This is a genomic window from Acinetobacter sp. ANC 4173, assembly GCF_004331255.1.
GTDB lineage: Bacteria > Pseudomonadota > Gammaproteobacteria > Pseudomonadales > Moraxellaceae > Acinetobacter.
Map to the genome: position 1 here is coordinate 156,011 of NZ_SJOF01000005.1, position 24,067 is coordinate 180,077.

Genomic DNA, 24,067 nt, shown 5'->3' on the forward strand with positions numbered 1-24,067 from the left:
TTTGCCGTACAATTTGAGCTTCCCTGAATTTTTTAAAGCTACGAATGGAACAAAAAAAGAGTACTCAAAAGCGCCATCAATTGCTGAATGCCGCACTTGATGTTTTTTCCTTATATGGATTTAACGGGGCTAGTTTAGATGAAATTGCTCAACTGGCAGAAATGCATAAGTCGAACATTTTTTACTACTATGAAAATAAAGAAGCACTGTATGTTGAAGTGCTGACCACCGTTTTACAAAAATGGTTAGCGCCTCTGCAAATGCTCGAATCAGAGCTTGAACCGACAGAAGCCATTACCAATTACTTAATGCAAAAAATTGAGCTGTCGCGCACTCAGCCGAAAGCATCACGTTTGTTTGCCTTAGAAATTATCCAAGGTGCACCGCATATCTTAGAAATTCTCAAAGGACCGCTTAAAAAACTGGTCAAACGCAAAGCCAAAGTCATCAGCATGTGGCAAGAACAAGGCAAAATTTCAGCAGATATCGATCCTGAATTGCTCATTCTCAATATCTGGGCTGTGACGCAAAACTACGCCGACTTTGCGACTCAAATGGAAATGGTAACTGGTAAAACCTTGCGCAACCGCAGTATGCAACAACGCGTGATTCAACATACCGTCCATATGATGCTATACGGCATTCTACCGCGTGAGCAACACAACTAAGCTGTGTATTGATTTTGGCATACGACCATAGCCATCTATGGTCGCCGAGCCAATTAAGCCGAAATTGACTGATATAAGGACAATAACTTTTTCGCCCCAAGCATTAAATTGTCTTCCCAATCAAGATGCGCGCTATCATCTGCACCATCAGTAATATATTTGACTGAAATTAAACGCACACCCAGTTTTTTACAGACTTTGGCCATGGCATAGCCTTCCATATCAACCAAATTACATGGGACTTTTGGCTGACCCACTTCAAAACTATCCCCTGTACCACATACCCCCTTCGGTATATGGGAAAAATAAGGTTCTAAGTCAATTGCCGCAGGATGGTCATGATCCATCGGCGTTACTCCCACAGCAAAACCGAGCGGTGAAACATCCATATCTCGCTGTACAAAGCTGGTCACTTCAACCAAGGCATGACGGTCAAAGTGCGAACTGCCTGCACTACCAAGGTTTAATAAAGTTTTACAGCCTGTCGCCTGAATCACTTCAAAGGCTTTAAATGCTGCATTGACCTTGCCAATGCCACTGTAATGCACATCAATCTGTGCTTGTTCAAATAAACCTTTCGACTCATTCGGTAGAGCCATAATCAGCGCCAAAGAAGATTTCATTGCATCTACTCAAAATCAGAATTGTGCTATTAAAAATCAAAACCACCCTGTGTGCAAATTCTGTCATCCTCTATCTCTCAATTTTTTGTCCCCAGCTAGATGCGGTTATTTTTGTTGCAGATACAGATTTAAACAGGGTGAGAAGAAAAGCCGTCCTGCATAAAACCCAGCCATGGTTTTGCTCATGACCACTGCCCATAACAGCATCAACAACATTGCCAAGCCATAGCCTATATTCAGCAACCAGTGAAGCTGCAATTGTTGGGCAAGTTGTAACGTTGCCAAACTGAATACGCCTAAGGGAAAAGTCATGCCCCACCAGCCTAAATTAAAAACCAAATGTGAACCTGCATGTTTCAGGGTAATCATGATCGCGATTCCTAACCACCACACCCCAAAACCAAGCAGCAACAAACTGCTCAAAAACCCTGCCTGATGGAGAAACTCACCCAGTCCTGTGAAATGTGTTGCGTGTAGTAAACGTGTAGCCTGCTCACCCAAAAGTAACAACGCCAATGCCCCTGTGCCAATCGGCCCGACCGCCAACCAGCCTGTCATGGCCAATTCCTGACTGGGCAATTGATGCAAGGCCAATCTTAAAAATAAAATGCCCAAAATCAGCATGGCAGGAAAAACTGAAATACCCCACAAAATATAGCTGCCAAATAAAATACCCACGGCATGAGGACTGACTGGCAAATGCTGTAACAACACGGCACCCGAAGCTGCTGCCACTTCACAGGCAACTATCGGAAGTAACCAGACTGCGGTCATCTGTTGTAATTGATGGCGCTGACAACTGAACATACAAAATGGCACCACAAACGCCACCATCACGGCCATCAATACGTCGAGATACCACAACCATTCAACAACACCCATTACGGCGGCACCATACAGCACTACCCCATATTTCAAGGCACCATTAATCAGTGTCGCCAATGCCATTGGAATGGTGCCTAAAAATAAACTCATACTGGGATGGCTAAAAATCTGTTTGGCTTCCTGCGGGTACAGCAGCCAACGCAAAGCATATAAACTGCTAAATAAGATAAAAAGCAGCCCATTGAACACCCACAACCCCGCACCCAATTGCCCAAATATAGGATGAACGGCACTAAATTCCGCCAATACAATGGACAGAATGCCTGTCCCCATACAGACGGTAAACCAGTTCGGCGTAAACTGACGGATCACATCATGCCATTGTGGCAACTGATGAAAGGGTTTGTTCATGTGGCTTCAACCCAAATTAAGAAGTTAGGTTGATATTACAACCTATCATAAATAAGAAAAATTGATTATTATTTATTTTTAAAATCAATTTTTATGATATAAGGATAATAGATCAATAAATTTTTCTGGGTAAAAACACAACAACAAGACGAATGCGCAAGAATATGGCAATATATAAGCCTGATTATTTTTCATTTATTGATTAGCCCATGAAGCTGCTCCGCCTGAATGCTTTAGCGCCAGACTTTCAATTACCTCTAACCGCTGTGACCATTGGTAATTTTGACGGCGTCCATTTGGGACATCAAGCGATGATTCAGCAACTGAAACAGGTTGCTGCACAACAACAACTCAAATCTTTAGTCATGATTTTTGAGCCACAGCCTTTAGAATTTTTTCAAGGTTATGAGGCTCCGCCGCGCATCAGTTCACTTCGCGAAAAAGTCGAATATTTAACGGAATTGGGCGTGGACTATATTGCCGTGGCCAAGTTCGACAATACGTTCCGTAGCTTAAGCGCAGAAGCATTTGCCAGTATTTTAAAAGACCAACTGAATGCGCAAAGCCTGATCTTGGGCGATGACTTTCACTTTGGTAAAAACCGCCAAGGCAATAGTGAATTCCTGAAAAATTATGGTTTTGATGTTCATAATTTACAAACCATTGCACTTGAAGGTGAACGTGTCAGTTCAACCCGTATTCGTCAAACCCTCGCAGAAGGTAATTTAGCACTCGCGGCACAATTATTAGGACGACCTTATAGCATCACAGGTCGGGTGCAATATGGCGACCAAATTGGACGAACCCTCGATTTTCCAACGATTAATGTACGCCTTAACCGTCATAAACCCTGTTTAAACGGCATATACGGCGTCGATGTAATTTGTGAAACTACATCTTTACAAGACAAAGTTGTGCACGAGAATCCCGAACAAAAAGGAGTTCTGGGTTATCAGGCAACGGCTTTGTTTGGTGCGGGGCATGTCGGCACCCGACCTGCCATCAAACAAGCGCATCCAGAATGGCGATTAGAAGTACATTTCCCCAATGTTTCTGCTAATCTGTATGGCTTGTTAATGCGGGTCACTTTCTTGAACTACTTACATGGTGAAAAGAACTACCCTTCGCTGGAAGCACTGAAAGCGGGAATTGATGATGATGTGGAGAAACTACTTGAGTTTCGCCATAACAACCCAACTTTTCCCTTTTAAACACCGAAAAATTTTATGTAAAACGCGTCAGTCTAAACCCTGATAAAATTGGAAGATATCTTGCATGAGCGATAAGCAAACTCCTGAAAATGCAGTGGATTATAAAGCCACACTCAACCTCCCAGGTACTGAATTTGCAATGAAAGCAAATCTTGCAGTACGTGAAGCAAAATGGTTAGAAGAGTGGTATGCCGACAACATTTATCAGCAGATTCGTGCGTCGCGTATTGGCAAGAAAAAGTATGTCCTGCATGACGGCCCTCCATATGCCAATGGTCAAATCCATTTAGGTCACGCGGTGAATAAAGTCCTAAAAGACATCATTATCAAAAGCCGCATCATGGATGGTTTTGATGCGCCTTACGTACCAGGTTGGGACTGTCATGGTCTACCGATTGAACTAAAAGTGGAAGAAAAAGTCGGTAAAGTGGGCGTAAAAGTCGATGCTTCAACTTTCCGTAAAGCCTGCCGTGAATATGCCTACACCCAAGTTGAACTGCAAAAGAAAGACTTTGTGCGTATGGGTGTATTTGGGGATTGGGACAATCCTTACTTGACCATGAACTTCAAGCAGGAAGCGGACATCGTTCGTTCGCTTGGCGCAATTGCAAAAGCAGGTCATATTGAACCGGGCTTAAAACCTGTCAACTGGTGTTTGGACTGTGGTTCAGCTTTGGCTGAAGCCGAAGTGGAATACGAAGACAAAAAATCAGATGCGATTGATGTGGGTTTTACTGTCGTTGATTTGGCGGATCTTTCTGCCCGTTTAGGTGTAGACGTTGCTGATCGTACAGACATTGTGATCTGGACCACCACACCTTGGACTTTACCTGCCAACCAAGCCGTTGCTTTACATGCTGAACTTGAGTACCAATTGGTCAAAGCCCGCGGTGAAGAAAAAGCAGAGCAAAACTTTATCTTGGCGAAAAACTTAGTTGAATCTGCCACTGAACGTTATGGCTTTAACAGTGTTGAAGTGTTGGCTGAATTCACAGGCAACAAACTTGAGCATGTCCGCTTGCAACACCCACTCATCGCAGAGCGCCAAGTGCCTGTGATTTTGGGTGAACACGTGACTGCCGATAGCGGTACAGGCGCAGTCCACACTGCCCCAGGTCATGGTGTGGACGACTATAAAGTTGGCTTACAGTACAACTTAAAAGTTGACAATCCAGTTGGCGGCAACGGTGTCTACCTACCAACTTCTCCAATTTTTGCGGGCGAACATATTTATAAAGCCAACCCACAAATCATTGCCGCTTTAAGCGAAGCTGGCAAATTGTGGGCGCATAAACCAATCAAGCACAGCTACCCACACTGCTGGCGCCACAAAACGCCGATTATCTTCCGTGCCACGCCACAGTGGTTTATCAGCATGGATGCACAAGGTCTACGTCAAAATGCTTTAAATGCTATTGAAAACGAGATCAGCTTTGTGCCGGATTGGGGTAAAAACCGTATTCAAGCCATGATCGAAGGTCGTCCTGACTGGTGTATCTCACGTCAACGTACTTGGGGTGTGCCAATCCCATTCTTCGTGCATAAAGACACCAACGCGCTCCATCCGCGTACAACAGAGTTGATCGAAGAAGTTGCAAAACTGATCGAGCAAGAAGGGATTGATGCTTGGTATAACCGTGAAGCGAAAGACTTTATCGGGGATGAAGCGGAACAATACAATTGTGTGCGTGACACTTTAGACGTGTGGTTCGACTCAGGCACAACGCACTATGCCGTGCTGCGTGAACGCGAAGAACTCACCGATCCTGCCGATTTATACCTTGAAGGTTCAGACCAACACCGTGGTTGGTTCCAGTCTTCATTGCTCACCTCGATTGCCATTAATGAACGTGCACCGTACAAAGGCTTACTGACCCATGGCTTCGTGGTGGATGAAAAAGGCCGTAAGATGTCAAAATCTTTGGGCAACATCATCACCCCACAAGACATCATTAAAGACATGGGTGCAGACGGCTTACGTTTCTGGATTGCATCAGCCGATTACCGTTATGAAATGACCGCAGGTAAAGAAATCTTTAACCGTGCATCAGATGGCTATCGTCGCATCCGTAATACCTTACGTTTCTTGTTGGCAAACTTAAATGGTTTCACACCATCGACGGATGCCCTGCCTGTAGATCAATTGATCGCACTGGATCAGTACATTTTACAACGTGCAGCAGACGTACAGAAAACCATTCAACAAGCCTATGAAGATATGAACTTCCATATCGTGGCGAATGCTTTGACCAACTTCTGTATCAACGACTTGGGTGGTTTCTACCTCGACATCATCAAAGACCGTCAGTACACCACCAAAGCAGATTCGCAAGCGCGCCATTCGGCTCAAACTGCGCTGTATCATTTGGTGCAAGCCTTTGTACGTTGGATGTCACCAATCTTAAGCTTTACTGCGCAAGAAGCATGGCCACTGATTCCAGAACAAACTGAGAAATATGTGTTCACTGCGGAATGGTATGACATTCCTATGTCATCGACTGCAAACTTGTTGTCAGAAGCGGACTGGCAAACCTTGATCACGATTAAATCTGCCGTGAACAAGCATATTGAAGTTGCACGTAACGAAAAACTGGTGGGTTCGAATCTTTCTGCCAAAGTCGAACTTTGGGCAAATGAAGAGTTGAAAGCAGTACTAGATCGCCTAGGTGATGAACTTCGCTTTGTCCTGATTACTTCGCAAGTACAGGTCTATGCCTTTGATGCGACTCAGGGTCAGGAAGCCGATCTAGCGGGTTTACGCGTGAAAGTCTCTGCTGCGGAAGGTGAAAAATGTGCGCGTTGCTGGCATGTCCTACCAGATGTGAATACACATCACGAACATCCAGGGCTATGCGCACGTTGTATTATTAACCTTCCTACTGGTCAAGGCGAAGAGAGAAAATATGCCTAATCCACAACAGAAAACGGGCCTGTTTCAATTTTACCCACACAATTTGCTGTGGGTAGGATTATCTATTTTGGCGATTGTATTAGATCAATGGACCAAATGGATTGCGTCTACGCACCTGAATTATGCAGATCCGGTACCTGTACTGCCTTCTTTAAATTGGACCTTGTTACATAACTATGGCGCAGCCTTTAGTTTCTTGTCCGATGCAGGCGGTTGGCAACGTTATTTCTTTACCTCACTTGCAGCCTTGGTTTCAGTGATTTTCGTGTTTTGGCTGATGCGCATGCCAAAACACATCACGATTTTACCCATGGCAATTGCCCTGATTTTAGGCGGTGCTGTAGGCAATTTAATTGATCGCGTGACCTTGGGTTATGTGGTCGATTTTATTCATGTCTATTACAACAATAGTCATTTCCCTGCATTTAACCTTGCCGACAGTGCCATTACCTTGGGCACCATTCTGCTGCTTATAGATACATTTTTCTTAGAAAAACATCGAATTCAACGTGCGGATACGCAACACCATGAATGAAATTATTAATCCAAATGAAGAAACCCGTATTGAACACGGTTCAAAAGTCGATCTTCATTTTTCCGTTGCCATTGAAAATGGTGTAGAAATTGACAACACTCGTAGCCGCGCTGAACCGGTCAGCTTGGTGATGGGCGATGGCAGTTTACTCCCAGGTTTTGAAAAAGCCCTGTTTGGTTTACGTGCGGGTGACCGTCGTACCGTCAGTCTTCCGCCTGAAGATGCTTTTGGTCCTTGGAACCCTGAAAACGTACAAAAATTTGATACCGTCAAATTTGAACAGCGTCCTATTGAAGGACACATGATCGAGTTTGAAGATAAAGCCAAACAAAGCCTTTACGGCGTGGTCAAGACCGTCGGTGATGATATTACTGAAGTGGATTTTAACCATCCATTGGCGGGTAAAGATATTACCTTTGAAGTGGAAATCTTCAAAGTGACTCCTGCGGGTCAGCAAGGCGTGAAATTCATGTAAAGCCTCGCTTTTATAACCATAAAAAAACCCTTCAACTGTGAAGGGTTTTTTATGCTGTACAGAAAACTAAAGATATTTTAACAGCGCAATCTGCTTGTTTTGATGCTTAAACTTAGAAAACCACCGCATCAATGGATAAAGTACGATGCACAGGATAATCGTAATCCACCAAAGCGTGGATACCTGAGCCACACCAAAGTAGTTACCATGGTTATGCCCCCAAACGGCCTCAGCAAACAGATACAGCAGCTTTAAAACATATAAATGCACAATATAAAAGAACATCGGCACTGACCCAAAAGTGATTAGAGGGCGTACCCATGCCCGCTGTTGCACTCTTTCCAACGCCACAAGTAGCAACATGCCACACCCAACATTCCATAAAATAAACAATAAGGAAGGCGGATATTTGGTCAGATTAAAAAAACTCATCAAGGTTTGCAGTGGCGTCGACATCTGTAACCATGCGCTATCGCCATAAAAATTTAACATACGGAGTATCAGAAACACGGTGATACTGCCACAACCAAATACCAGTAAATCCCGACGTCTTCGCTCTGGCGTCATCTGCGCTTGAAATACATGCGCACCGATACTATACCCCAGCAAAATCACCCCAATCCAAGGCAGTACAGGATAAGACGTTCGCAGTTTGAGAAAATCACCCCATTCAATCCAACCACGCTCATGTAAAATCAGCCAGATCGGCTGTAAAACAGGCATCTGTTGCAATGAAATTTGATCCAACAGGTTATGCCCGAAAATAATGACAATAGCAGTCAGCCATAAGATTTTCTGGGGAAGCCCTATCAGCAGCGCCAAAGCAATCATGCTGATGCCAATTGCCCAAATCACTTGCAGATAAATCACCTGCGGTGGGAATTGCCCTGTCCAAGCAAAATTGATCACCAACAATTCTAATGCGACTAAAAATAAGCCGCGTTTGAGCAGAAATTCTCGCGTCATACTCAAGCTGTTGTATTTGGCTTGATATAAATATGCCGATAATCCCGTCAAAACCACAAAAACAGGAGCACACAAATGCGCCAAAATTCGGCTGAAGAACAAACTGGCTTCCGTTTCCTCAATACGCATGGGGTCGGGAACTTGATGATGTAAATAAAAGGTTTCACGTACATGATCGACCATCATAATTAAAATGACCAGACCACGAAGTGCATCAATCGCTTGAAGGCGCTGGGAAAGTGCAGACATGATGAAATAAATAGGTATGTTATAATATTACATATACTATGCGTTTTTGAACCGAAAAGAAACCTCCAAAACCCAACTCAGTGGGTCAAAGGTTTTAAGATAGACTAAATAAGAATACGGTTTATGGACGAATTTCTTTGAGTTCGCGACGAATGAAGTGTTGAATCATTTCCCGATAAATCTGCTCAATCAAATCAGGATCGGTACCTTGTTCTGTCGCCTGTTTTCGAACTTTGGCAATCACCTGTTCTACCCGTTCTGGCGATTGCACTTCATGTTCAGTCCGTTTAAAACGTACCGCTTGATCGACATAAAACTGTCGGGTGGTAATTAGCTCAATCAACTGCTGATCAATCACATCAATTTTATCTCGAACTTGCTCGAGCGACTCACATTTCTCTTTCTGCATTGGTTCTATCTTCTGGTGTTAAGCTGGAGGAATCCGCTTCGTTCTCAATTTTATATTTTTCTTCTAACACATTACTGAAAATACTTTCAATCATCCAGACTCGATATAAGCTATTAAAAGTATAACTTTGTCCATCAAGACGTAATTCAAGCACTGGAAAATCAGGTTGTGACTTCATTTCACACAATACATCATTTTCTTTCAGTTTGGCTTGAATATCCTCTTGTTTCACATCCTGCAACTCTAGCTCTAACTCACGTTGCAATTCTTGATAATGTGCCTTAAACGATAAATCTTTGCCTTGGGTCCATACCGCTTGCAAAATACGGTGCATAGTCGCAATCCGCTGCGCTTCAGGCACACTATAATACAATTGTGCCATCGCATAAGTGGCTTCTTTGGTGGGACGACAAAATGGGGTAAATGCCACTTCAGTTCGTTTAGATAAACGGGTTGCCAAACTCCAGTCAAACCAATCACGCCCATGATAACTAAGCGGGTATACGGTTAACTGAATATTATAATAATCTGCCAATTCCTCTTTAATATAGGCCAATAACAGCCATGAAATTGGGTCTTCTAGCGCAATATATAAATCTAATTCTGGATCAAGTGCTTGAATCTCATTCAGTTCTTCTGCATCACTAATTAAATGCTCTCGCCATTCAATATGATTGATGAGGAAGATCGGATTACCTGTCAGTAATTTTTGTTGTTTTAAACGGCGGGTTAAACGCAGCAAATCATCGACAGCATGATACTTACGGTCAGAAAATTCAAAATAACTGGCAAGAATAGCATCATCATTAAATATCCGTTCAGGAAAGTGCTGTTCCTGATGATGCTTGCTCGCCATGGCATATAAAGTTCGCAATTTGCCATACTGCTTCTGCCACAGCATGTGAAACACATCTTCCAGTAAATACAGAAAGTCCTGACCTTGCAACGGGGTATTTCTAAGAATCTTTTCGGCCTGTGCTAAGGCTTCTTGTGGTGGCTGTTCAGGAGTTTCGTGGAAACTGAATCGGTGTTGTTTAGAGAGAATCTGCGCATCATTCAGACAATAGTGTTGCCATTCTTGCGCCGACATATGATTCGGTGGCTCAGGTATTCGACTGGAAATAATCACTTTGAGTGGTTTGAGTTCGTCACTCAAAATTTCTTCTAATTGTGGCAACTGCTGCACAGCTAAATAACTATATACATCGTCTAAACGTAAATGAATATTGAGCCCATGCTCCGTAGGTAATACCTCTTGACGAGTTGGCTTTTGATAAAACCATCTCGATCGGATCGGATCGAACCAACGGCGTAACAGTGACATGAATTGCCTCTAATGTAGAAAGAGCGGGTAATGTTGTTTTGAACCCGCAGAAAATGACCAATACGGTGAACAGAATGTCTTAAAATACAATAAGTCTTGAGCAAAACGTAACATAATTCAAGACAAAATGTTCAATCCTTCCCGATAGCTTACAGTTCTAAATTTAAATCAGTCACTGCGCCCTTTTCGGCTCCGGTGGTCAGTTTAGCAAACTTCGCCAGTGCACCGTGGGTATAATTTGGTTTTGGCTTGACCCAACGGTTGTGCCGTGCAGCGATTTCTTGTTCAGAAACATGCCACGTCATTTCCCGCGTTTCGGCATTAATCGAGATACGATCTCCGTTTTGAACCAAACCAATTGGCCCCCCTTCATAAGCTTCTGGGGTCACATGTCCAATCACAAAGCCATGACTGCCGCCAGAGAAACGACCATCGGTGATGAGTGCCACAGATTTACCTAGTCCTTTACCAATAATCGCTGAGGTCGGTTTCAGCATTTCTGGCATACCCGGCCCACCTTTAGGTCCTTCGCCACGAATCACCACCACCTCGCCCGCTTGAACTTCGCCATCTAAAATGCCACGCATCGCGCCAATTTCACCTTCAAAAACACGCGCAGGCCCTTCAAAGTACAGGCCTTCTTTACCCGTGATTTTAGCCACAGCACCTGTTGGAGACAGATTCCCTTTAAGCACTACCAAGTGAGAGTCTTTTTTAATCGGAGCATCAAACGGTAAGATAATCTGTTGACCTTCGGGGTAGTCTTCAACCTCGGCTAAATTCTCCGCCAAAGTTTTTCCTGTCACGGTTAAGCATGAACCATCCAGCATGCCAGCATCTAACATCCGCTTCATCAGCGGTTGAATGCCCCCAATCGCAATCAGCTCTGACATCAGATATTGACCTGAAGGACGTACATCGGCCACTACGGGAATATCTTGCCCGATACGGACAAAATCATCCAAACTCAGTTCAACCCCAGCGGTATGTGCCATCGCCAGTAAGTGCAGCACCCCATTGGTTGAACCACCCAAAGCAATCAGCACTTTAATCGAGTTTTCAAATGCGGCTTTGATCATAATATCGCGCGGCTTCAGGTCTAAGCGCAGCAAATTCATCACCGCTTCACCGGCTTTTTGACAGTCGATCCGCTTCTCATCCGAAACCGCTTCTTGCGCAGAGGAGCCCGGCAAACTCATGCCCAAGGCTTCAATCGCAGAGGCCATCGAGTTTGCAGTATACATACCGCCACAAGAACCCGGCCCCGGCAGCGCCACTTCTTCAATCTGTTTAACTTGAATGGCACTGATTTCACCTTTGGCATGCTGACCCACAGCTTCAAAGACGGAAATCATATCGGTATGCCCTGCGCCCGGCTTAATGGTTCCGCCATAAACAAACAAACCCGGACGGTTTAAACGGGCTAAGCCCATAATGCAACCCGGCATATTTTTGTCACAGCCACCGATCGCAATCACCCCATCATAGGCTTGACACCCCACCACGGCTTCTATCGAATCAGCAATAATTTCACGGCTCAGCAATGAATACTTCATGCCTTCGGTGCCATTAGAAATGCCATCTGAAATGGTGATGGTATTAAAAATAATGCCTTTACCACCTGCTTGATTGACCCCTTTTTCGGCCTCACGTGCCAAACCATCGATGTGCATATTACACGGCGTGACATTGGCCCACGTAGACGCAATACCGACAAAGGGACGGGTAAAGTCGGAATCTTTAAAGCCTGTGGCACGCATCATGGAACGTGCAGGCGCATTTTCAATGCCCTCATAAACAGGGGCTGAATGTTCGCGGATATTGTCTTTACTCATTGTATTTGTCCTTGGCGGTGGCGGCGTATTGCTCTACGGTCTTGGCAATTTTTTCTGTTTTTATTGTATAGAAAGCAGGCTACACATGAAAGCGACTCGCTGGGTATTACATGAACCCATTTATTTGTTGTTCTACCCAAATCAGGTTACATGATGAAGCGACATGGATGTCGCTGTTTCACTGTATGGCAGGGACGCCATATCAGGGGAACAAAGGTATTTTGTTACTTTTGTGTCGTCAAAAGTAAAACCTCGTCGACCTAATAACAGTACAAACCATACTGTAAAATGCGACTGTGCTATTTTCATTAATCAATAAAAAAGCACCCCGAATGGAGTGCTCTTTTTAATCATTCAAAGACTAGCGATTAAATTTCACGTACCGCACCTTTAGACGCACTGGTGGTATGCATCGCATAGGCTTTTAAAGCTTTAGAGACTTTACGTGGACGCTGTTCAGCAGGTTGCCAGCCTTTAGCTTCTTGCACTTCACGGCGCGCAGCCATGGTTGCTTCATCCACGGCTAAGTGAATGCTACGGTTTGGAATATCAATTTCGATACGGTCGCCATCTTCCACCAAACCAATCGCACCACCTTCAGCTGCTTCAGGCGACACGTGACCAATAGACAGGCCTGATGAACCGCCCGAGAAACGCCCATCGGTGAGTAAAGCACAGTCTTTACCAAGGCCTTTCGATTTTAAGTAACTGGTTGGATACAACATTTCTTGCATCCCCGGACCACCACGCGGACCTTCGTAACGAATCACCACCACATCGCCAGCCGTGATTTTGCCACCTAGAATCGCTTCTACCGCCGCATCTTGGCTTTCAAAAACACGTGCGGTACCATTGAATTTCAAGATGGAATCATCTACACCTGCGGTTTTCACAATACAGCCTTCTAATGCGATGTTGCCGTACAGGACAGCCAAACCACCATCTTGAGAGAAAGCATGTGCAGCATTACGAATGACGCCATTGTCACGGTCACCATCTAAACGAGAGTAGTAACGGTCTTGTGAAAATGCCGTTTGCGTCGGTACACCACCTGGTGCTGAACGGAAGAATTGATAAACATCTTCATCTTCAGTACGGATAATGTCCCATTTGTCCAAAGCATCTTTTAAGGTTTTTTCATGCACAGTCGGTACAGACGTGTCCAATAAACCTGCACGGTCTAATTCACCCAAGATCGACATGATGCCACCTGCACGGTGTACATCTTCCATGTGCACGTCTTGTTTTGCAGGAGCAACTTTACACAAAACAGGCACTTTACGTGACAAACGGTCAATATCCGTCATGGTAAAGTCAACTTCAGCTTCATGCGCCGCTGCCAACAAGTGAAGAACGGTATTGGTTGAACCACCCATTGAAATATCCAGCGTCATGGCATTTTCAAAGGCTGCTTTGGTAGCAATTGAACGTGGCAACAAGCTGTAATCGTTTTGTTCGTAATGGCGTTTGGTAATTTCAACGATCAATTGACCTGCGCGCTCGAATAGTTTTTTACGATTCGCATGTGTCGCTAAGGTTGAACCATTGCCCGGAAGCGATAGACCCAAAGCTTCGGTTAAACAGTTCATTGAATTCGCAGTAAACATGCCTGAACATGAACCACACGTTGGACAAGCTGAACGTTCATATTCAGCCACTTCTTCATCGGTAAAGCTGTCATCTGCTGCCACAATCATGGCATCAACAAGGTCAATCGCGTGTTCATTGCCACGGATTTTGACTTTACCCGCTTCCATTGGCCCACCAGAAACGAAAACTACAGGAATATTCAGGCGCATAGACGCCATCAACATACCTGGGGTAATTTTGTCACAGTTCGAAATACACACCATGGCATCAGCACAATGCGCATTGACCATGTATTCCACTGAGTCTGCAATGAGGTCACGTGAAGGCAATGAGTACAGCATGCCATCATGCCCCATCGCAATTCCATCATCGACTGCAATGGTATTAAATTCTTTTGCTACACCGCCTGACGCTTCAATTTGACGTGCCACAAGTTGACCTAAGTCTTTAAGATGCACATGACCAGGAACAAATTGAGTAAAAGAGTTGACCACCGCAATAATCGGCTTGCCAAAATCTTCATCTTTCATACCTGTTGCACGCCATAAACCACGTGCGCCAGCCATATTTCTTCCATGTGTTGATGTTTTTGAACGATAGTCAGGCATTGTGTATTTCCAACAAAGTTTGTGCTTGATATGAATCTGCGATTCATTCTGGCTAAAGAAGACTGATCATTGAGCATGAATCAGTCGAAACATAGGCAACATCATAATACTACAGCGATGTGTTTAACAGACAACCAGCTTTTCTCTTTCCTGCATCACGACATACAGGCTATATTTCGACAAATGATCTCAAAGAAAACTTTACTGAGCTACTATAAACCGAGCACAGGAAATTAAATATAAAACTTTCATGAATATTTTTTTAATTTTTCATAACTAAAAGTTTTCAAATATCGATACCCTTGCCTTTTTTTGTATTGCATATTCAACCAATCCCATGATTGTTACAGCGCATATTGTAAATTCGGCTTGGCGTTGCTTTTGACATATAATAGACGCAAGTTTCTATGGAATTTGATGTGTGAAAATCATCTTTGCCGGTACACCTGAATTTGCTGCATGTGCTTTGGCAGCGTTACTGAAAACAGAACATGAAATTGTTGCGGTATACACCCAACCCGACCGCAAAGCGGGTCGTGGTCAAAAACTGACGGCTTCAGCGGTCAAACAGTTGGCATTGGAACATGATTTACCCGTATATCAACCTTTACACTTCAAATCTTCCACGGAGGAAGGCTTAGCAGCACAACAACAATTAAAAGATTTAAATGCCGATGTGATGGTGGTTGCCGCTTATGGTCTGATCTTGCCCCAAGTGGTACTCGATACGCCTAAATACGGCTGTCTGAATATTCATGGTTCATTGTTACCACGCTGGCGTGGTGCAGCACCGATTCAACGTGCGATTGCCACAGGAGATGCTGAAACGGGTGTCACCATTATGAAAATGGCGGCAGGCCTAGATACGGGCGACATGATGTACAAGACTTACTGTCCGATTGAAGCAACCGATACCTCAGCCTCATTGCATGACAAACTGGCGCTACAAGGGGCAAAAGCAATTGTTGCCGTGTTGCAGTCTGAACAAACCTTACAGCAATATTTAGCCGAACGTGAAATACAAGATGAAGCGTTCACAGTCTATGCACATAAACTCAGCAAAGCTGAAGCGCAAATTGATTGGTCTTTAGAGGCAGCACAAATTGACCGTAATATCCGTGCTTTTAACCCTTGGCCCGTGGCATTTATCGCACTGGATGAGCAAAATAACTTAAGAGTCTGGAATTCCGTCTTATCGCATGAAACTGCGGAAAATGCCCAAGTCGGTGAAATTATTGCCATTGATAAACATGGTGTACATGTTGCCTGTGCCAATCATACCGTCATCACGCTAACTGCTTTACAATGGCCGGGTGGTAAACCACTGAATGCCGTACAAATTTTACAAACCCAAAAACTGAATATTGGACAAATTTTATAATGAAACAATCTCCCCACGCCTCAGGTAAGACTCTAAACTTACGTGCTCAGGTTGTTAAAACGTTATTGGCTGTCCAAAATGGTCAATCACTGGCATCGGTGCTTCAGCAACACATGGCGATTGTGTCTGACAAAGACCGTGCCTTGTACCATGAGTTAGTTCTTGGCTGTTTACGCCAATGGCACGCACTGAAACAAGTGACTTTACCCTTGTTGTCTAAACCACTGGAAAACCAAGTGGTTGAAACCTGTTTATACGTGGGTTTATACCAATTGCTGTGTACCCGCGTTGCAGCGCATGCGGCAATTTCTGAAACGGTAGATGCAGCAAAACAATTGGGTATGGAAAGCTTAAGCGGTGTGGTCAACGCCATTTTGCGCCGTGCAACCCGTGAAACAGAGCAGTTCTACGATGTTTTAGAACAAGCATCGAATTTGCCAAGCTGGTTATCCAAACGTTTGAAAAAAGACTGGGGGGATCAACTGGCTGAAATCAGCTATGAACTAAAACAAGTTGCCCCCCTAACCTTGCGCGTCAATACCTTACAGGTCAGCCGTGACGAATATCTTGAAATTTTAGAAGATGAAGGCATTGAAGCACACGCCTGTGAACTTTCAAATGTCGGTATTGTACTCGATGAAAGTCTGCATATCCCAAGCCTACCGGGTTTTGAAGCGGGTGGTTTTTCAGTACAAGATGAACATGCACAACTCTGTGCAACATTATTACCCGACTTAAATGGTAAATTCGTGATTGATGCCTGTGCAGCACCTGGGGGCAAAACAGCGCATATTTTAGAGAAATATCAGCCTAGAAAACTGATCGCACTCGACCAAGATGAAAAACGCTTAAAACGTGTCGCTGAAAACTTAGAACGTTTGGCTTTAAGCGAAGAGCCAGTGGAAATTATCACTGCCGATGCGGTGAAATGGACATCGTCTGAACTTGCGGATTGTATCGTCCTCGATGCACCTTGTTCAGCCATTGGGGTAATTCGTCGCCATCCTGATATTCGTTTACTGCGTCAGTCGGGCGATATTGCCAAAACAGTACAACTCCAAAAGCAAATCCTTGAAAATATGTGGCAACAACTCAAAGTTGGCGGCACATTGCTGTACATCACCTGCTCGATTTTGAAAGCCGAAAATGAACAGCAAATGGTTGACTTCTTTGCTGGGCATACAGATGCGAAAGAAATTAAAATTGATGCCGATTGGGGAATTGAGCAAATTCATGGTCGCCAATTGTTCCCACAAATAGGGCGTGGCGATGGTTTTTATTATTGCTTAATCGAAAAAATGGCCTAAGACTTTTTAAGGAAAACAGAAACTTTGGTTTCTGTTTTTCAACCTTAACTTACATACTTAAATATCACCAGACTCAGCGCCAAACAGGCCATACCTGTGACTAAGCCATAGACGGTTTCATGCCCTTGTGCATATTTTTTGGCGGTCGGCAGTAGCTCATCGAGTGCCAAATACACCATCACCCCACCAATAATGCCAAAGACGATGCCATACACACTAAAACTTAAATACGGTGCCAAAAGAAAATAACCAATCATCGCACCCAAAGGTTCGGCCAGCCCCGACACAAAACTGGCAATTAATGCTGCACTTTTTTTCCGCGTTGCCATATAGACAGGCAAAGCAATCGCAATACCTTCAGGAATATTATGAATACCAATGGCTACTGCAAGCGGTGCCCCAAGAGCCGGGCTTTCCAACGTCGCAAAAAAAGTGGCTAAGCCTTCTGGAAAATTATGTGCCGTAATCGCGAATAAAGTCAGCAATCCCGTCCGTAATAATTGTTGTTGATTAATCCCCTGCACACTTTGGTTTTCAATAGTTTCGTGAGGATTGGGAATACAATGGTCAAGGATTAAGACTAAAATTATGCCCAGCAATAACGACAAAGTCCCGAGGGCATAGCCCGTTTTATCATCAAAAGCCAGACTAAAAGAATGAATGGATTTGTTTAAAATTTCGGTTAAAGAAACATAAATCATCGCCCCTGCGGAAAATGCCAATCCAAAAGAAAGTAAGCGATAACTCGGTTGCTTAAAGAACACCACCAAAACACCACCCAGCACTGTCGCCAGTCCTGCAAGCAAGGTCACGCCAAATGCAACCCACACTTGATGTGGTAATAAGGTGTCCATAAAGTGATGCTCTAAATAAGAAAGCCATTATCTTAAATGATAATGGCTTTCATTTGCATATACTTAGTATTTACTGAAACAAATTATTTACAACGTGTGCTGATCTTTTACTTCTTCAAGTACATCATCTAAATCTTCTGGATGTTTCATTAAATGCAGAATCGACAAAATCAATCCGCCCCAAAGAAACACCATAGAAATAATCATCATTATGATAGCTGAAGTATTCATTCTGCTTCTCCTAGCGATCTTTCATTTTGCTGAGCACAATTGCCACAACAGCACAGAAAATCACGCTGCCCCATCCAAATACGCCTTGTAAGCTCATACTATAAGTATCATAACCATTTTGAACAAGGTTAAAAATAGTCATGGTCAAAGTCGTTAACAAGATGAAAGACGTAATGACTGTTAAAGTAAAGTCCCAGCCCTTGCCCAACTGAATGGTTGAAATGCGGTTCACATGATCACGGAGCTCAATCAGCGCAGAACGCTTGAACCATGCAATACTGATAATTGATATTAAAGCACCACCGATAATCCCGATGTTGTTGATAAAGTGGTCAATGATATCTACCAACTTAATCGCATTTACGCTAGAGAATAAAAAGATCGAAACTAACGCGCTACCACCACCAATAATCGATACAGCTTTTGGACGGCTCCATTTTAATTTGTCTTGCATGGCTGCAATTGGAACTTCCAAAATACTCACCATAGAAGAAATACCTGCTACAAATAGCGAGGAGAAAAATAAAAGACCAAATAAATCTGCACCCGCACCCAAGCTCGAAATAATTTTCGGGAAGGCAATGAATGCCAGACCAATACCACCACTCACAACATCTTTAACGTCTGTACCCGCAGCATGTGCCATAAAGCCCAATGCAGCAAAAATACCAATACCCGCCAAGATTTCAGTTGAAGCATTGGCAAAGCCAACAATTAAGCCCGAGCCTGTTAAATTGGTTTTTGGTTTTAAATAAGATGAATAAGTCACCATAATCCCGAAACCCACTGAAAGTGAGAAGAAGGTATGACCGTATGCTGCTAACCACACCTTATAGTCCATCATTGCGGACCAGTTCGGGGTAAAGAATGCATTTAAACCTTGAGCTGCACCAGGTAAACGTAAAGCTTGAATCACCAAGAAAGTGAACAATACGAACAACAAAGGCATAAAGATTTTGTTCGACAGTTCAACCCCTTTCTTCACACCACCAAATAAGATAATCAGGGTAAGCGCCCAAATACCGACAATGGGCCAAAACAAATGGTTAACAAACTGTAAATCTAAACCTGTGGCCTTAGATGTTTGTAAATAGGTATTGAAGAAGAAGCTCTCTGGATCATTGCCCCAGGCTTGGCCAACCGAGAAGTAAACATAACTTCCTGCCCAAGTCAGTACGCTGGCATAGTACAAGCCAATAATGATACAGACACAAACTTGCCACCAACCCAGCGTTTCACCCCCTTTAAATAAAGCACGATACGCTTTGGGAGGGGAGTTATTGCTACGATGCCCGACAGCATAGTCTAAAAATAATAGAGGTAAACCTGCTGTAATTAATGCAAGTAAATAAGGAATAAGGAACGCACCGCCACCATTCTCATAAGCAACGTAGGGGAAACGCCAAATATTACCTAAACCAACAGCCGAACCAACGGCTGCAATAATAAAACCAGATCGTGACGTCCAGTTTTCACGAGAATCTGCCATGAAACACACCTAAATCTTGGGTAACTTTTATTGCTGCTTGTTATATGGATTAATATGGCTAGCAAAAAAGTACTATTCAAAAATCTTTTTGTTGTTTGATTTAGCTTCCACCTTTTGGGTATCTCGTTCTAAATTGCAAACAGATGAAATGCACACAAAATCTTGGTTAAAGTCTTTTGGATTATTTTCACCTCTTAATAATTGAACAATACTCACTTTTGTTTTTTTTTGCTGTAATTTCTGGATGAAAGTTCATCCTTTTGTATTCTATTTTTAATCAATTGATCAGAATATAACTCTTTTTTTGTGATATTTTTTAAAATAGATTAACAAAGCCAAAAATGCAAGATTTTTAAAATACTGGAAAATTCCCTTAATTTACTCATCATTATTCGCTTATATTTTATCCAAAAACATTCCTTTCACCACTATATCAGGATATAGCGCGTCACAATCATAGAATAAACCGCAACTTTACAACTGAATACCTGATTCTATTCAAATTTATACAGCACCGCTCATAAGCATCTAGCCCAGTCAAACCAGATCAAGATTCAAAATCAAAAAGATGCTTATAACTCACAATAATTTTTATACTTAAATCAGAAATCTACCTCCAGAAGACTCACCATCTATCAGTACTTTGATGTAAAAAAGTACTTTGACTACTGTTTCTTTTTTCGCATCGCTATATCATGCTCTAAAATACAACTGAATAACGCTTGTTTTAACCCTTTTTTAACGCAAACACACAACACAATTAGGATAAAAGCATGAGAGTAGCACAGGCAGGATTAGTGGCATTAGGCGTAGGTTTGAGTGGTTTAGCTCAAGCAGATTTAGTCGCACTCAAAGGCGATATCAGTTATTGGGCATATAACGGCCATGCCGAAATGAACAACACAGCCCCATTTTCAAAGGAAAAACTGGACAATGATGGGGCAGTCCAATTTTCTGTCGCTTTAGAGCATCCAGTTCCAATTATTCCTAATGCCAAAATTCGCTATGTCAATTTAGACTCTCAAACAGAGAGCAGCGTTGCTGGACAACCCAATTATGCAGTTAACCTTGATCATGCTGACTTCATTCTCTATTACGAAATTTTAGACAATGTAGTGGATCTTGATATTGGTGCAGGTGCGACCACTCTGAATGGGGATATCACCAATTTTGCAGGCCAACGTACCAATATTGATGAAACCTATCCAATTATTTATGGTACGGTCGGCGGTAAATTGCCATTTACAGGTTTAAGTGCGAAAGCAGAACTAACCTACAGTAACTTTAACGATGTTCAGTTGACGGATGCTTTGGCAGAAATTCAATACAACTTTATCGACAACATGCTCGTCGATGTTGGTGTAAAAGCAGGTTATCGTATTTTTACAGTTGATTTAGATGACTATAACCGTAATGACATTAAACTTGAATTCAAAGGTCCTTATATTGGTTTAGATGCACATTTCTAATTCCTGAAGTACCAATCAGAAAGCTGAATGTAACCATTCAGCTTTTTTTATTTTTAGTCCGTCCAGTTAAGACGTTGCATTAAAACTGGCATGATATTGAACCTTGCCTTGTGGAACTTCATTTTCAAATGCCAGTACTTGAAAATACTTAGCGGGGACCCCTTCCAGTACCAATTGACTCAGGACTCGAAAGCCAAACCGTGCATAATAATCAGGCTCTCCCAACACCACACACCCTTGTGCATGCTGTGCTTTTAACTGGATCAATGCGGTTTCAATTAAATCAGTGCCAACACCTTGCCGCTGAAATACTGGTAAGACTGAAACTGGGCCTAAACCATACCAACCTTCTGTACCTGATGAAATTTGTACAGGAGAAATTGCAACATGCCCAATCAATTTTCCATCAAGTTCGGCAACTAGAGAAATACTGAGTTGTCCTGACTGGCGTAATGCATGTACGATAAATTGCTCATGATGATCACTATAAACTGCCGATTTGAACGCCCTCATCGTCACGTCTTCTATACCGTCAATATCTTGAGGCTGCTCAGTTCGAATAGACCATACAGACTTTTTATTTTGCATAAGATCCCTCTTTAAAAATTCTGTTATGTAGGCTTCAACTTACAACAATCAGCGTAATTTACTCCTATATTTACCTGAGATCTCATATTAATATAAAGGCATATAGAGACAGGAAGTCTCTATAAATAAGAACAAAAATCGTAGGAAACATCGTAATTGACAGGAGTTGATTACATAAGACCTCATACAGAAAAACCTTGTCAAGATGATGGGGCTTTTCTTTTTATACAAGCAGAAGCAGTCAGAATAAACGAAATCAGGCCAACATTACATAATACTTCTATTCCTTAAAACAACTCATATTGACTCACTATATTGCACTACCTAACATCCTAAATATTTCAATCACATCAGGAATTTTATTTTGTTGCACTTACCGTCGCTGAATCCTCTACCCACATTGAAACAATCAACCCGAATTAAATTCGGCATTATTGCATTAAGTATGTTCATGATCACAGGCTGTTCAGGTTTAGGCGGTGGCTCTTTAGAAAAACGTGCAGCAAAACTGTCTACTGGCATTCAAAAGGCATATACTGTTGACTCAACCACAGCAAACCGCATTGCACCGATGATTGTGCAAAGTGCAGAACTTCATCAGGTCGACCCTGTACTGATTGCAGCCATGATTCGACAAGAGTCAAGTTATCGCAACTATGCGGTTTCACCCGCGGGTGCTATTGGCTTAACTCAAATCATGCCGATGTATTGGCAACAAACTTGCCCAGGCGATTTATTCGAAGAAGCCAATAATATCAATTGTGGCACCTATATTTTAGCCAAATATAATCAATCTACAGGGAGTTGGAAAAAAGCCCTTGCCTATTACAATGTTGGGCCTACAGGCTATGAGTCGAGCTGGAAAATGCGCCACCAAGGCAAAAAATATGCCCAGCAAGTGAAGCAGCATGAAGAAAAACTTAAAGGTTCCCTCTAAGCTTTGCTTTTGGAATTAAAAAGCCCAGCCTAAGATGGGCCTTTTATCACGTTATATTTATAAACTTTTTAAATATGCAATAATGTCTTTATTTTCAGACATTTCAGCTAATTCAAGTGCAGTATATTCTGAGCGATAATCAATTCTTGCTCCCTTACTGACCAGCAATTTGACCACATCTAAATGGTCATTTTCCGCCGCAGCTTGTAGTGCACTATAGCCCTCTTCATCTGTTTGATTCGGATCAGCTCCAGCCAATAACAACTGCTCGACTTGCTCCACATCACCTAAGGATGACCAGTAAACAAGTTCTGGAAGATGCAGTTCTTCATCATCTTCAGGAATAGGGGTAAAAGAATTGAGTTTCATCGGATATACCCTTTTTTGTTTTAACGTTCAAACTACAATTAAAGCTTAATTTTTTTAATACAGCCATATCAATTTAATAAAAATCGAACGATTGAGTTTAACAATAGCCAATAAAATAGTTTGCCATGTAATGACTTAGGACGTGTAAAACACCGCAAGCCAGATAGTAATTTGATTGGGATCAGTCCAAACTACCTTGTGTTTGACATGTGCAGGAATATTCATGTAATCGCCCGCAGATAATTCACATGTTGAACCGCTCTCAAACTCTAAAGTTGCATTTCCTTCAACAAGCATGATCCATTCACTCTCATCCTGATCATACCAACCTGTATCAGGAGAGCTATGCCCTTTAGAAATAATACACTCTATCCTTATTGTTGAAGCATGAATAATGTCCTCAAATACTTCTAGACTTAGATCTTTCGGCAGTGAATCGAATATATTGACCGAATACATACCCATAAATTCACCTCATCTCATGTATTCAATCTACATTAACAGTTATTTAATGTCTTCTAAAGTTAGCCTCAAATAACTAATAATAATTTTCGTCTATTCTTTTTAATTTCCAATAAAAAACACCCCCTAACGTTGGTTAGGGGGTGTTTGAATTAATGAGCTGGCGATGACTTACTCTCACATGGGTAACCCCACACTACCATCAGCGCTAAGAGGTTTCACTTCTGAGTTCGGGAAGGGATCAGGTGGTTCACTCTTGCTATTGTCGCCAGCACAACTGTTTATGACTATTCGTTATGGTCTTATTTACACAGGGTGTATGCCTAACTTTCATCAAATG

The 24,067-nt window shown here is 42.7% G+C and carries 22 protein-coding genes and 1 rRNA gene; 9 read left to right on the top strand and 14 right to left on the bottom strand.

Annotation, left to right across the window (positions count from 1 at the left end):
- Positions 1-44: 44 nt before the first annotated feature.
- Positions 45-668 carry a TetR/AcrR family transcriptional regulator gene (locus E0H94_RS08335; RefSeq protein ID WP_116763198.1) on the top strand — a complete coding sequence of 208 codons (624 nt, stop codon included), beginning with the start codon at positions 45-47 and terminating at the stop codon, positions 666-668.
- Positions 669-721: 53 nt separating this feature from the next.
- On the opposite strand, the gene E0H94_RS08340 is transcribed toward E0H94_RS08335, so the two are convergent.
- Positions 722-1,291: a 5'-nucleosidase gene (locus E0H94_RS08340; RefSeq protein WP_131325970.1), complete on the bottom strand. Its 570-nt coding sequence runs from the start codon at positions 1,289-1,291 to the stop codon at positions 722-724.
- Between the two features lie 105 nt (positions 1,292-1,396).
- Positions 1,397-2,527, bottom strand: coding sequence for a TDT family transporter (locus tag E0H94_RS08345; RefSeq protein WP_131325971.1), 1,131 nt, complete (start codon positions 2,525-2,527; stop codon positions 1,397-1,399).
- A gap of 209 nt (positions 2,528-2,736) precedes the next feature.
- Between E0H94_RS08345 and ribF the strand changes: the two genes are divergently transcribed.
- The 4 genes from ribF to E0H94_RS08365 all read left to right on the top strand — a co-directional run bounded on the left by ribF (position 2,737) and on the right by E0H94_RS08365 (position 7,659).
- Complete coding sequence (ribF, locus tag E0H94_RS08350; protein WP_131325972.1) at positions 2,737-3,738, top strand: riboflavin biosynthesis protein RibF; 1,002 nt, start codon at positions 2,737-2,739, stop codon at positions 3,736-3,738.
- A gap of 64 nt (positions 3,739-3,802) precedes the next feature.
- A complete protein-coding gene (ileS, locus tag E0H94_RS08355) occupies positions 3,803-6,649 on the top strand; it encodes an isoleucine--tRNA ligase (RefSeq protein WP_131325973.1) in 2,847 nt (948 codons plus the stop codon).
- Positions 6,642-7,184, top strand: a complete 543-nt coding sequence (gene lspA, locus E0H94_RS08360; protein WP_131325974.1) for a signal peptidase II — start codon at positions 6,642-6,644, stop codon at positions 7,182-7,184. Before ileS ends, lspA begins: the two co-directional genes overlap by 8 nt.
- Entirely contained in the window at positions 7,177-7,659 is a 483-nt protein-coding gene (locus E0H94_RS08365) for an FKBP-type peptidyl-prolyl cis-trans isomerase (protein WP_131325975.1), read from the top strand. Before lspA ends, E0H94_RS08365 begins: the two co-directional genes overlap by 8 nt.
- Positions 7,660-7,725: 66 nt before the next feature.
- Here E0H94_RS08365 and E0H94_RS08370 read toward each other — a convergent pair whose 3' ends face one another.
- The 5 genes from E0H94_RS08370 to ilvD (E0H94_RS08390) all read right to left on the bottom strand — a co-directional run bounded on the left by E0H94_RS08370 (position 7,726) and on the right by ilvD (E0H94_RS08390) (position 14,640).
- Complete coding sequence (locus E0H94_RS08370; RefSeq protein ID WP_131325976.1) at positions 7,726-8,874, bottom strand: DUF1624 domain-containing protein; 1,149 nt, start codon at positions 8,872-8,874, stop codon at positions 7,726-7,728.
- Positions 8,875-8,995: 121 nt separating this feature from the next.
- Positions 8,996-9,283 (bottom strand): chorismate mutase, encoded by a 288-nt coding sequence (locus E0H94_RS08375; RefSeq protein ID WP_131325977.1) that lies wholly within the window; start codon positions 9,281-9,283, stop codon positions 8,996-8,998.
- Entirely contained in the window at positions 9,264-10,607 is a 1,344-nt protein-coding gene (locus E0H94_RS08380) for a hypothetical protein (protein WP_131325978.1), read from the bottom strand. Before E0H94_RS08380 ends, E0H94_RS08375 begins: the two co-directional genes overlap by 20 nt.
- 149 nt (positions 10,608-10,756) lie before the next feature.
- Positions 10,757-12,442, bottom strand: coding sequence for a dihydroxy-acid dehydratase (gene ilvD / locus E0H94_RS08385; RefSeq protein WP_131325979.1), 1,686 nt, complete (start codon positions 12,440-12,442; stop codon positions 10,757-10,759).
- 368 nt (positions 12,443-12,810) lie between these two features.
- Complete coding sequence (gene ilvD / locus E0H94_RS08390; protein WP_131325980.1) at positions 12,811-14,640, bottom strand: dihydroxy-acid dehydratase; 1,830 nt, start codon at positions 14,638-14,640, stop codon at positions 12,811-12,813.
- A 421-nt stretch (positions 14,641-15,061) separates the two neighbouring features.
- Between ilvD (E0H94_RS08390) and fmt the strand changes: the two genes are divergently transcribed.
- Both fmt and rsmB read left to right on the top strand, forming a co-directional pair.
- Positions 15,062-16,021 (top strand): methionyl-tRNA formyltransferase, encoded by a 960-nt coding sequence (gene fmt / locus E0H94_RS08395; protein WP_131325981.1) that lies wholly within the window; start codon positions 15,062-15,064, stop codon positions 16,019-16,021.
- The gene (rsmB, locus tag E0H94_RS08400) at positions 16,021-17,328 is read left to right on the top strand and encodes a 16S rRNA (cytosine(967)-C(5))-methyltransferase RsmB (RefSeq protein WP_131325982.1); all 1,308 of its coding nucleotides are present in this window, start codon (positions 16,021-16,023) and stop codon (positions 17,326-17,328) included. The genes fmt and rsmB overlap by 1 nt, the downstream gene beginning before the upstream one ends.
- Positions 17,329-17,372: 44 nt before the next feature.
- On the opposite strand, the gene zupT is transcribed toward rsmB, so the two are convergent.
- The 3 genes from zupT to E0H94_RS08415 all read right to left on the bottom strand — a co-directional run bounded on the left by zupT (position 17,373) and on the right by E0H94_RS08415 (position 19,902).
- Positions 17,373-18,182 carry a zinc transporter ZupT gene (zupT, locus tag E0H94_RS08405; protein ID WP_131325983.1) on the bottom strand — a complete coding sequence of 270 codons (810 nt, stop codon included), beginning with the start codon at positions 18,180-18,182 and terminating at the stop codon, positions 17,373-17,375.
- A gap of 87 nt (positions 18,183-18,269) precedes the next feature.
- Positions 18,270-18,413 carry a methionine/alanine import family NSS transporter small subunit gene (locus E0H94_RS08410; protein ID WP_131325984.1) on the bottom strand — a complete coding sequence of 48 codons (144 nt, stop codon included), beginning with the start codon at positions 18,411-18,413 and terminating at the stop codon, positions 18,270-18,272.
- Between the two features lie 10 nt (positions 18,414-18,423).
- A complete protein-coding gene (locus E0H94_RS08415; protein WP_131325985.1) occupies positions 18,424-19,902 on the bottom strand; it encodes a sodium-dependent transporter in 1,479 nt (492 codons plus the stop codon).
- Positions 19,903-20,675: 773 nt separating this feature from the next.
- Between E0H94_RS08415 and E0H94_RS08420 the strand changes: the two genes are divergently transcribed.
- A complete protein-coding gene (locus E0H94_RS08420) occupies positions 20,676-21,371 on the top strand; it encodes a TIGR04219 family outer membrane beta-barrel protein (protein ID WP_131325986.1) in 696 nt (231 codons plus the stop codon).
- Positions 21,372-21,437: 66 nt separating this feature from the next.
- Here E0H94_RS08420 and E0H94_RS08425 read toward each other — a convergent pair whose 3' ends face one another.
- Entirely contained in the window at positions 21,438-21,959 is a 522-nt protein-coding gene (locus E0H94_RS08425) for a GNAT family N-acetyltransferase (RefSeq protein WP_131325987.1), read from the bottom strand.
- Positions 21,960-22,404: 445 nt separating this feature from the next.
- Between E0H94_RS08425 and E0H94_RS08430 the strand changes: the two genes are divergently transcribed.
- On the top strand, positions 22,405-22,896 hold the full coding sequence (locus E0H94_RS08430; RefSeq protein ID WP_131325995.1) for a lytic transglycosylase domain-containing protein: 492 nt from the start codon (positions 22,405-22,407) through the stop codon (positions 22,894-22,896).
- A 57-nt stretch (positions 22,897-22,953) separates the two neighbouring features.
- Here E0H94_RS08430 and E0H94_RS08435 read toward each other — a convergent pair whose 3' ends face one another.
- From E0H94_RS08435 to rrf, 3 genes are all read right to left on the bottom strand, one after another.
- On the bottom strand, positions 22,954-23,265 hold the full coding sequence (locus tag E0H94_RS08435; RefSeq protein WP_131325988.1) for an ankyrin repeat domain-containing protein: 312 nt from the start codon (positions 23,263-23,265) through the stop codon (positions 22,954-22,956).
- A 135-nt stretch (positions 23,266-23,400) separates the two neighbouring features.
- The gene (locus E0H94_RS08440) at positions 23,401-23,730 is read right to left on the bottom strand and encodes a cupin domain-containing protein (RefSeq protein WP_264757553.1); all 330 of its coding nucleotides are present in this window, start codon (positions 23,728-23,730) and stop codon (positions 23,401-23,403) included.
- A 155-nt stretch (positions 23,731-23,885) separates the two neighbouring features.
- Positions 23,886-24,000 (bottom strand): 5S ribosomal RNA (rrf, locus tag E0H94_RS08445).
- Between the last annotated feature and the right edge of the window lie 67 nt (positions 24,001-24,067).

Coding starts and splice junctions, on each gene's coding strand:
- E0H94_RS08335 (WP_116763198.1), top strand. CDS start 45: ATGGAACAAAAAAAGAGTACTCAAAAGCGCCATCAATTGCTGAATGCC.
- E0H94_RS08340 (WP_131325970.1), bottom strand. CDS start 1,291: ATGAAATCTTCTTTGGCGCTGATTATGGCTCTACCGAATGAGTCGAAA.
- E0H94_RS08345 (WP_131325971.1), bottom strand. CDS start 2,527: ATGAACAAACCCTTTCATCAGTTGCCACAATGGCATGATGTGATCCGT.
- ribF (WP_131325972.1), top strand. CDS start 2,737: ATGAAGCTGCTCCGCCTGAATGCTTTAGCGCCAGACTTTCAATTACCT.
- ileS (WP_131325973.1), top strand. CDS start 3,803: ATGAGCGATAAGCAAACTCCTGAAAATGCAGTGGATTATAAAGCCACA.
- lspA (WP_131325974.1), top strand. CDS start 6,642: ATGCCTAATCCACAACAGAAAACGGGCCTGTTTCAATTTTACCCACAC.
- E0H94_RS08365 (WP_131325975.1), top strand. CDS start 7,177: ATGAATGAAATTATTAATCCAAATGAAGAAACCCGTATTGAACACGGT.
- E0H94_RS08370 (WP_131325976.1), bottom strand. CDS start 8,874: ATGTCTGCACTTTCCCAGCGCCTTCAAGCGATTGATGCACTTCGTGGT.
- E0H94_RS08375 (WP_131325977.1), bottom strand. CDS start 9,283: ATGCAGAAAGAGAAATGTGAGTCGCTCGAGCAAGTTCGAGATAAAATT.
- E0H94_RS08380 (WP_131325978.1), bottom strand. CDS start 10,607: ATGTCACTGTTACGCCGTTGGTTCGATCCGATCCGATCGAGATGGTTT.
- ilvD (WP_131325979.1), bottom strand. CDS start 12,442: ATGAGTAAAGACAATATCCGCGAACATTCAGCCCCTGTTTATGAGGGC.
- ilvD (WP_131325980.1), bottom strand. CDS start 14,640: ATGCCTGACTATCGTTCAAAAACATCAACACATGGAAGAAATATGGCT.
- rsmB (WP_131325982.1), top strand. CDS start 16,021: ATGAAACAATCTCCCCACGCCTCAGGTAAGACTCTAAACTTACGTGCT.
- zupT (WP_131325983.1), bottom strand. CDS start 18,182: ATGGACACCTTATTACCACATCAAGTGTGGGTTGCATTTGGCGTGACC.
- E0H94_RS08410 (WP_131325984.1), bottom strand. CDS start 18,413: ATGAATACTTCAGCTATCATAATGATGATTATTTCTATGGTGTTTCTT.
- E0H94_RS08415 (WP_131325985.1), bottom strand. CDS start 19,902: ATGGCAGATTCTCGTGAAAACTGGACGTCACGATCTGGTTTTATTATT.
- E0H94_RS08420 (WP_131325986.1), top strand. CDS start 20,676: ATGAGAGTAGCACAGGCAGGATTAGTGGCATTAGGCGTAGGTTTGAGT.
- E0H94_RS08425 (WP_131325987.1), bottom strand. CDS start 21,959: ATGCAAAATAAAAAGTCTGTATGGTCTATTCGAACTGAGCAGCCTCAA.
- E0H94_RS08430 (WP_131325995.1), top strand. CDS start 22,405: ATGTTCATGATCACAGGCTGTTCAGGTTTAGGCGGTGGCTCTTTAGAA.
- E0H94_RS08435 (WP_131325988.1), bottom strand. CDS start 23,265: ATGAAACTCAATTCTTTTACCCCTATTCCTGAAGATGATGAAGAACTG.
- E0H94_RS08440 (WP_264757553.1), bottom strand. CDS start 23,730: ATGGGTATGTATTCGGTCAATATATTCGATTCACTGCCGAAAGATCTA.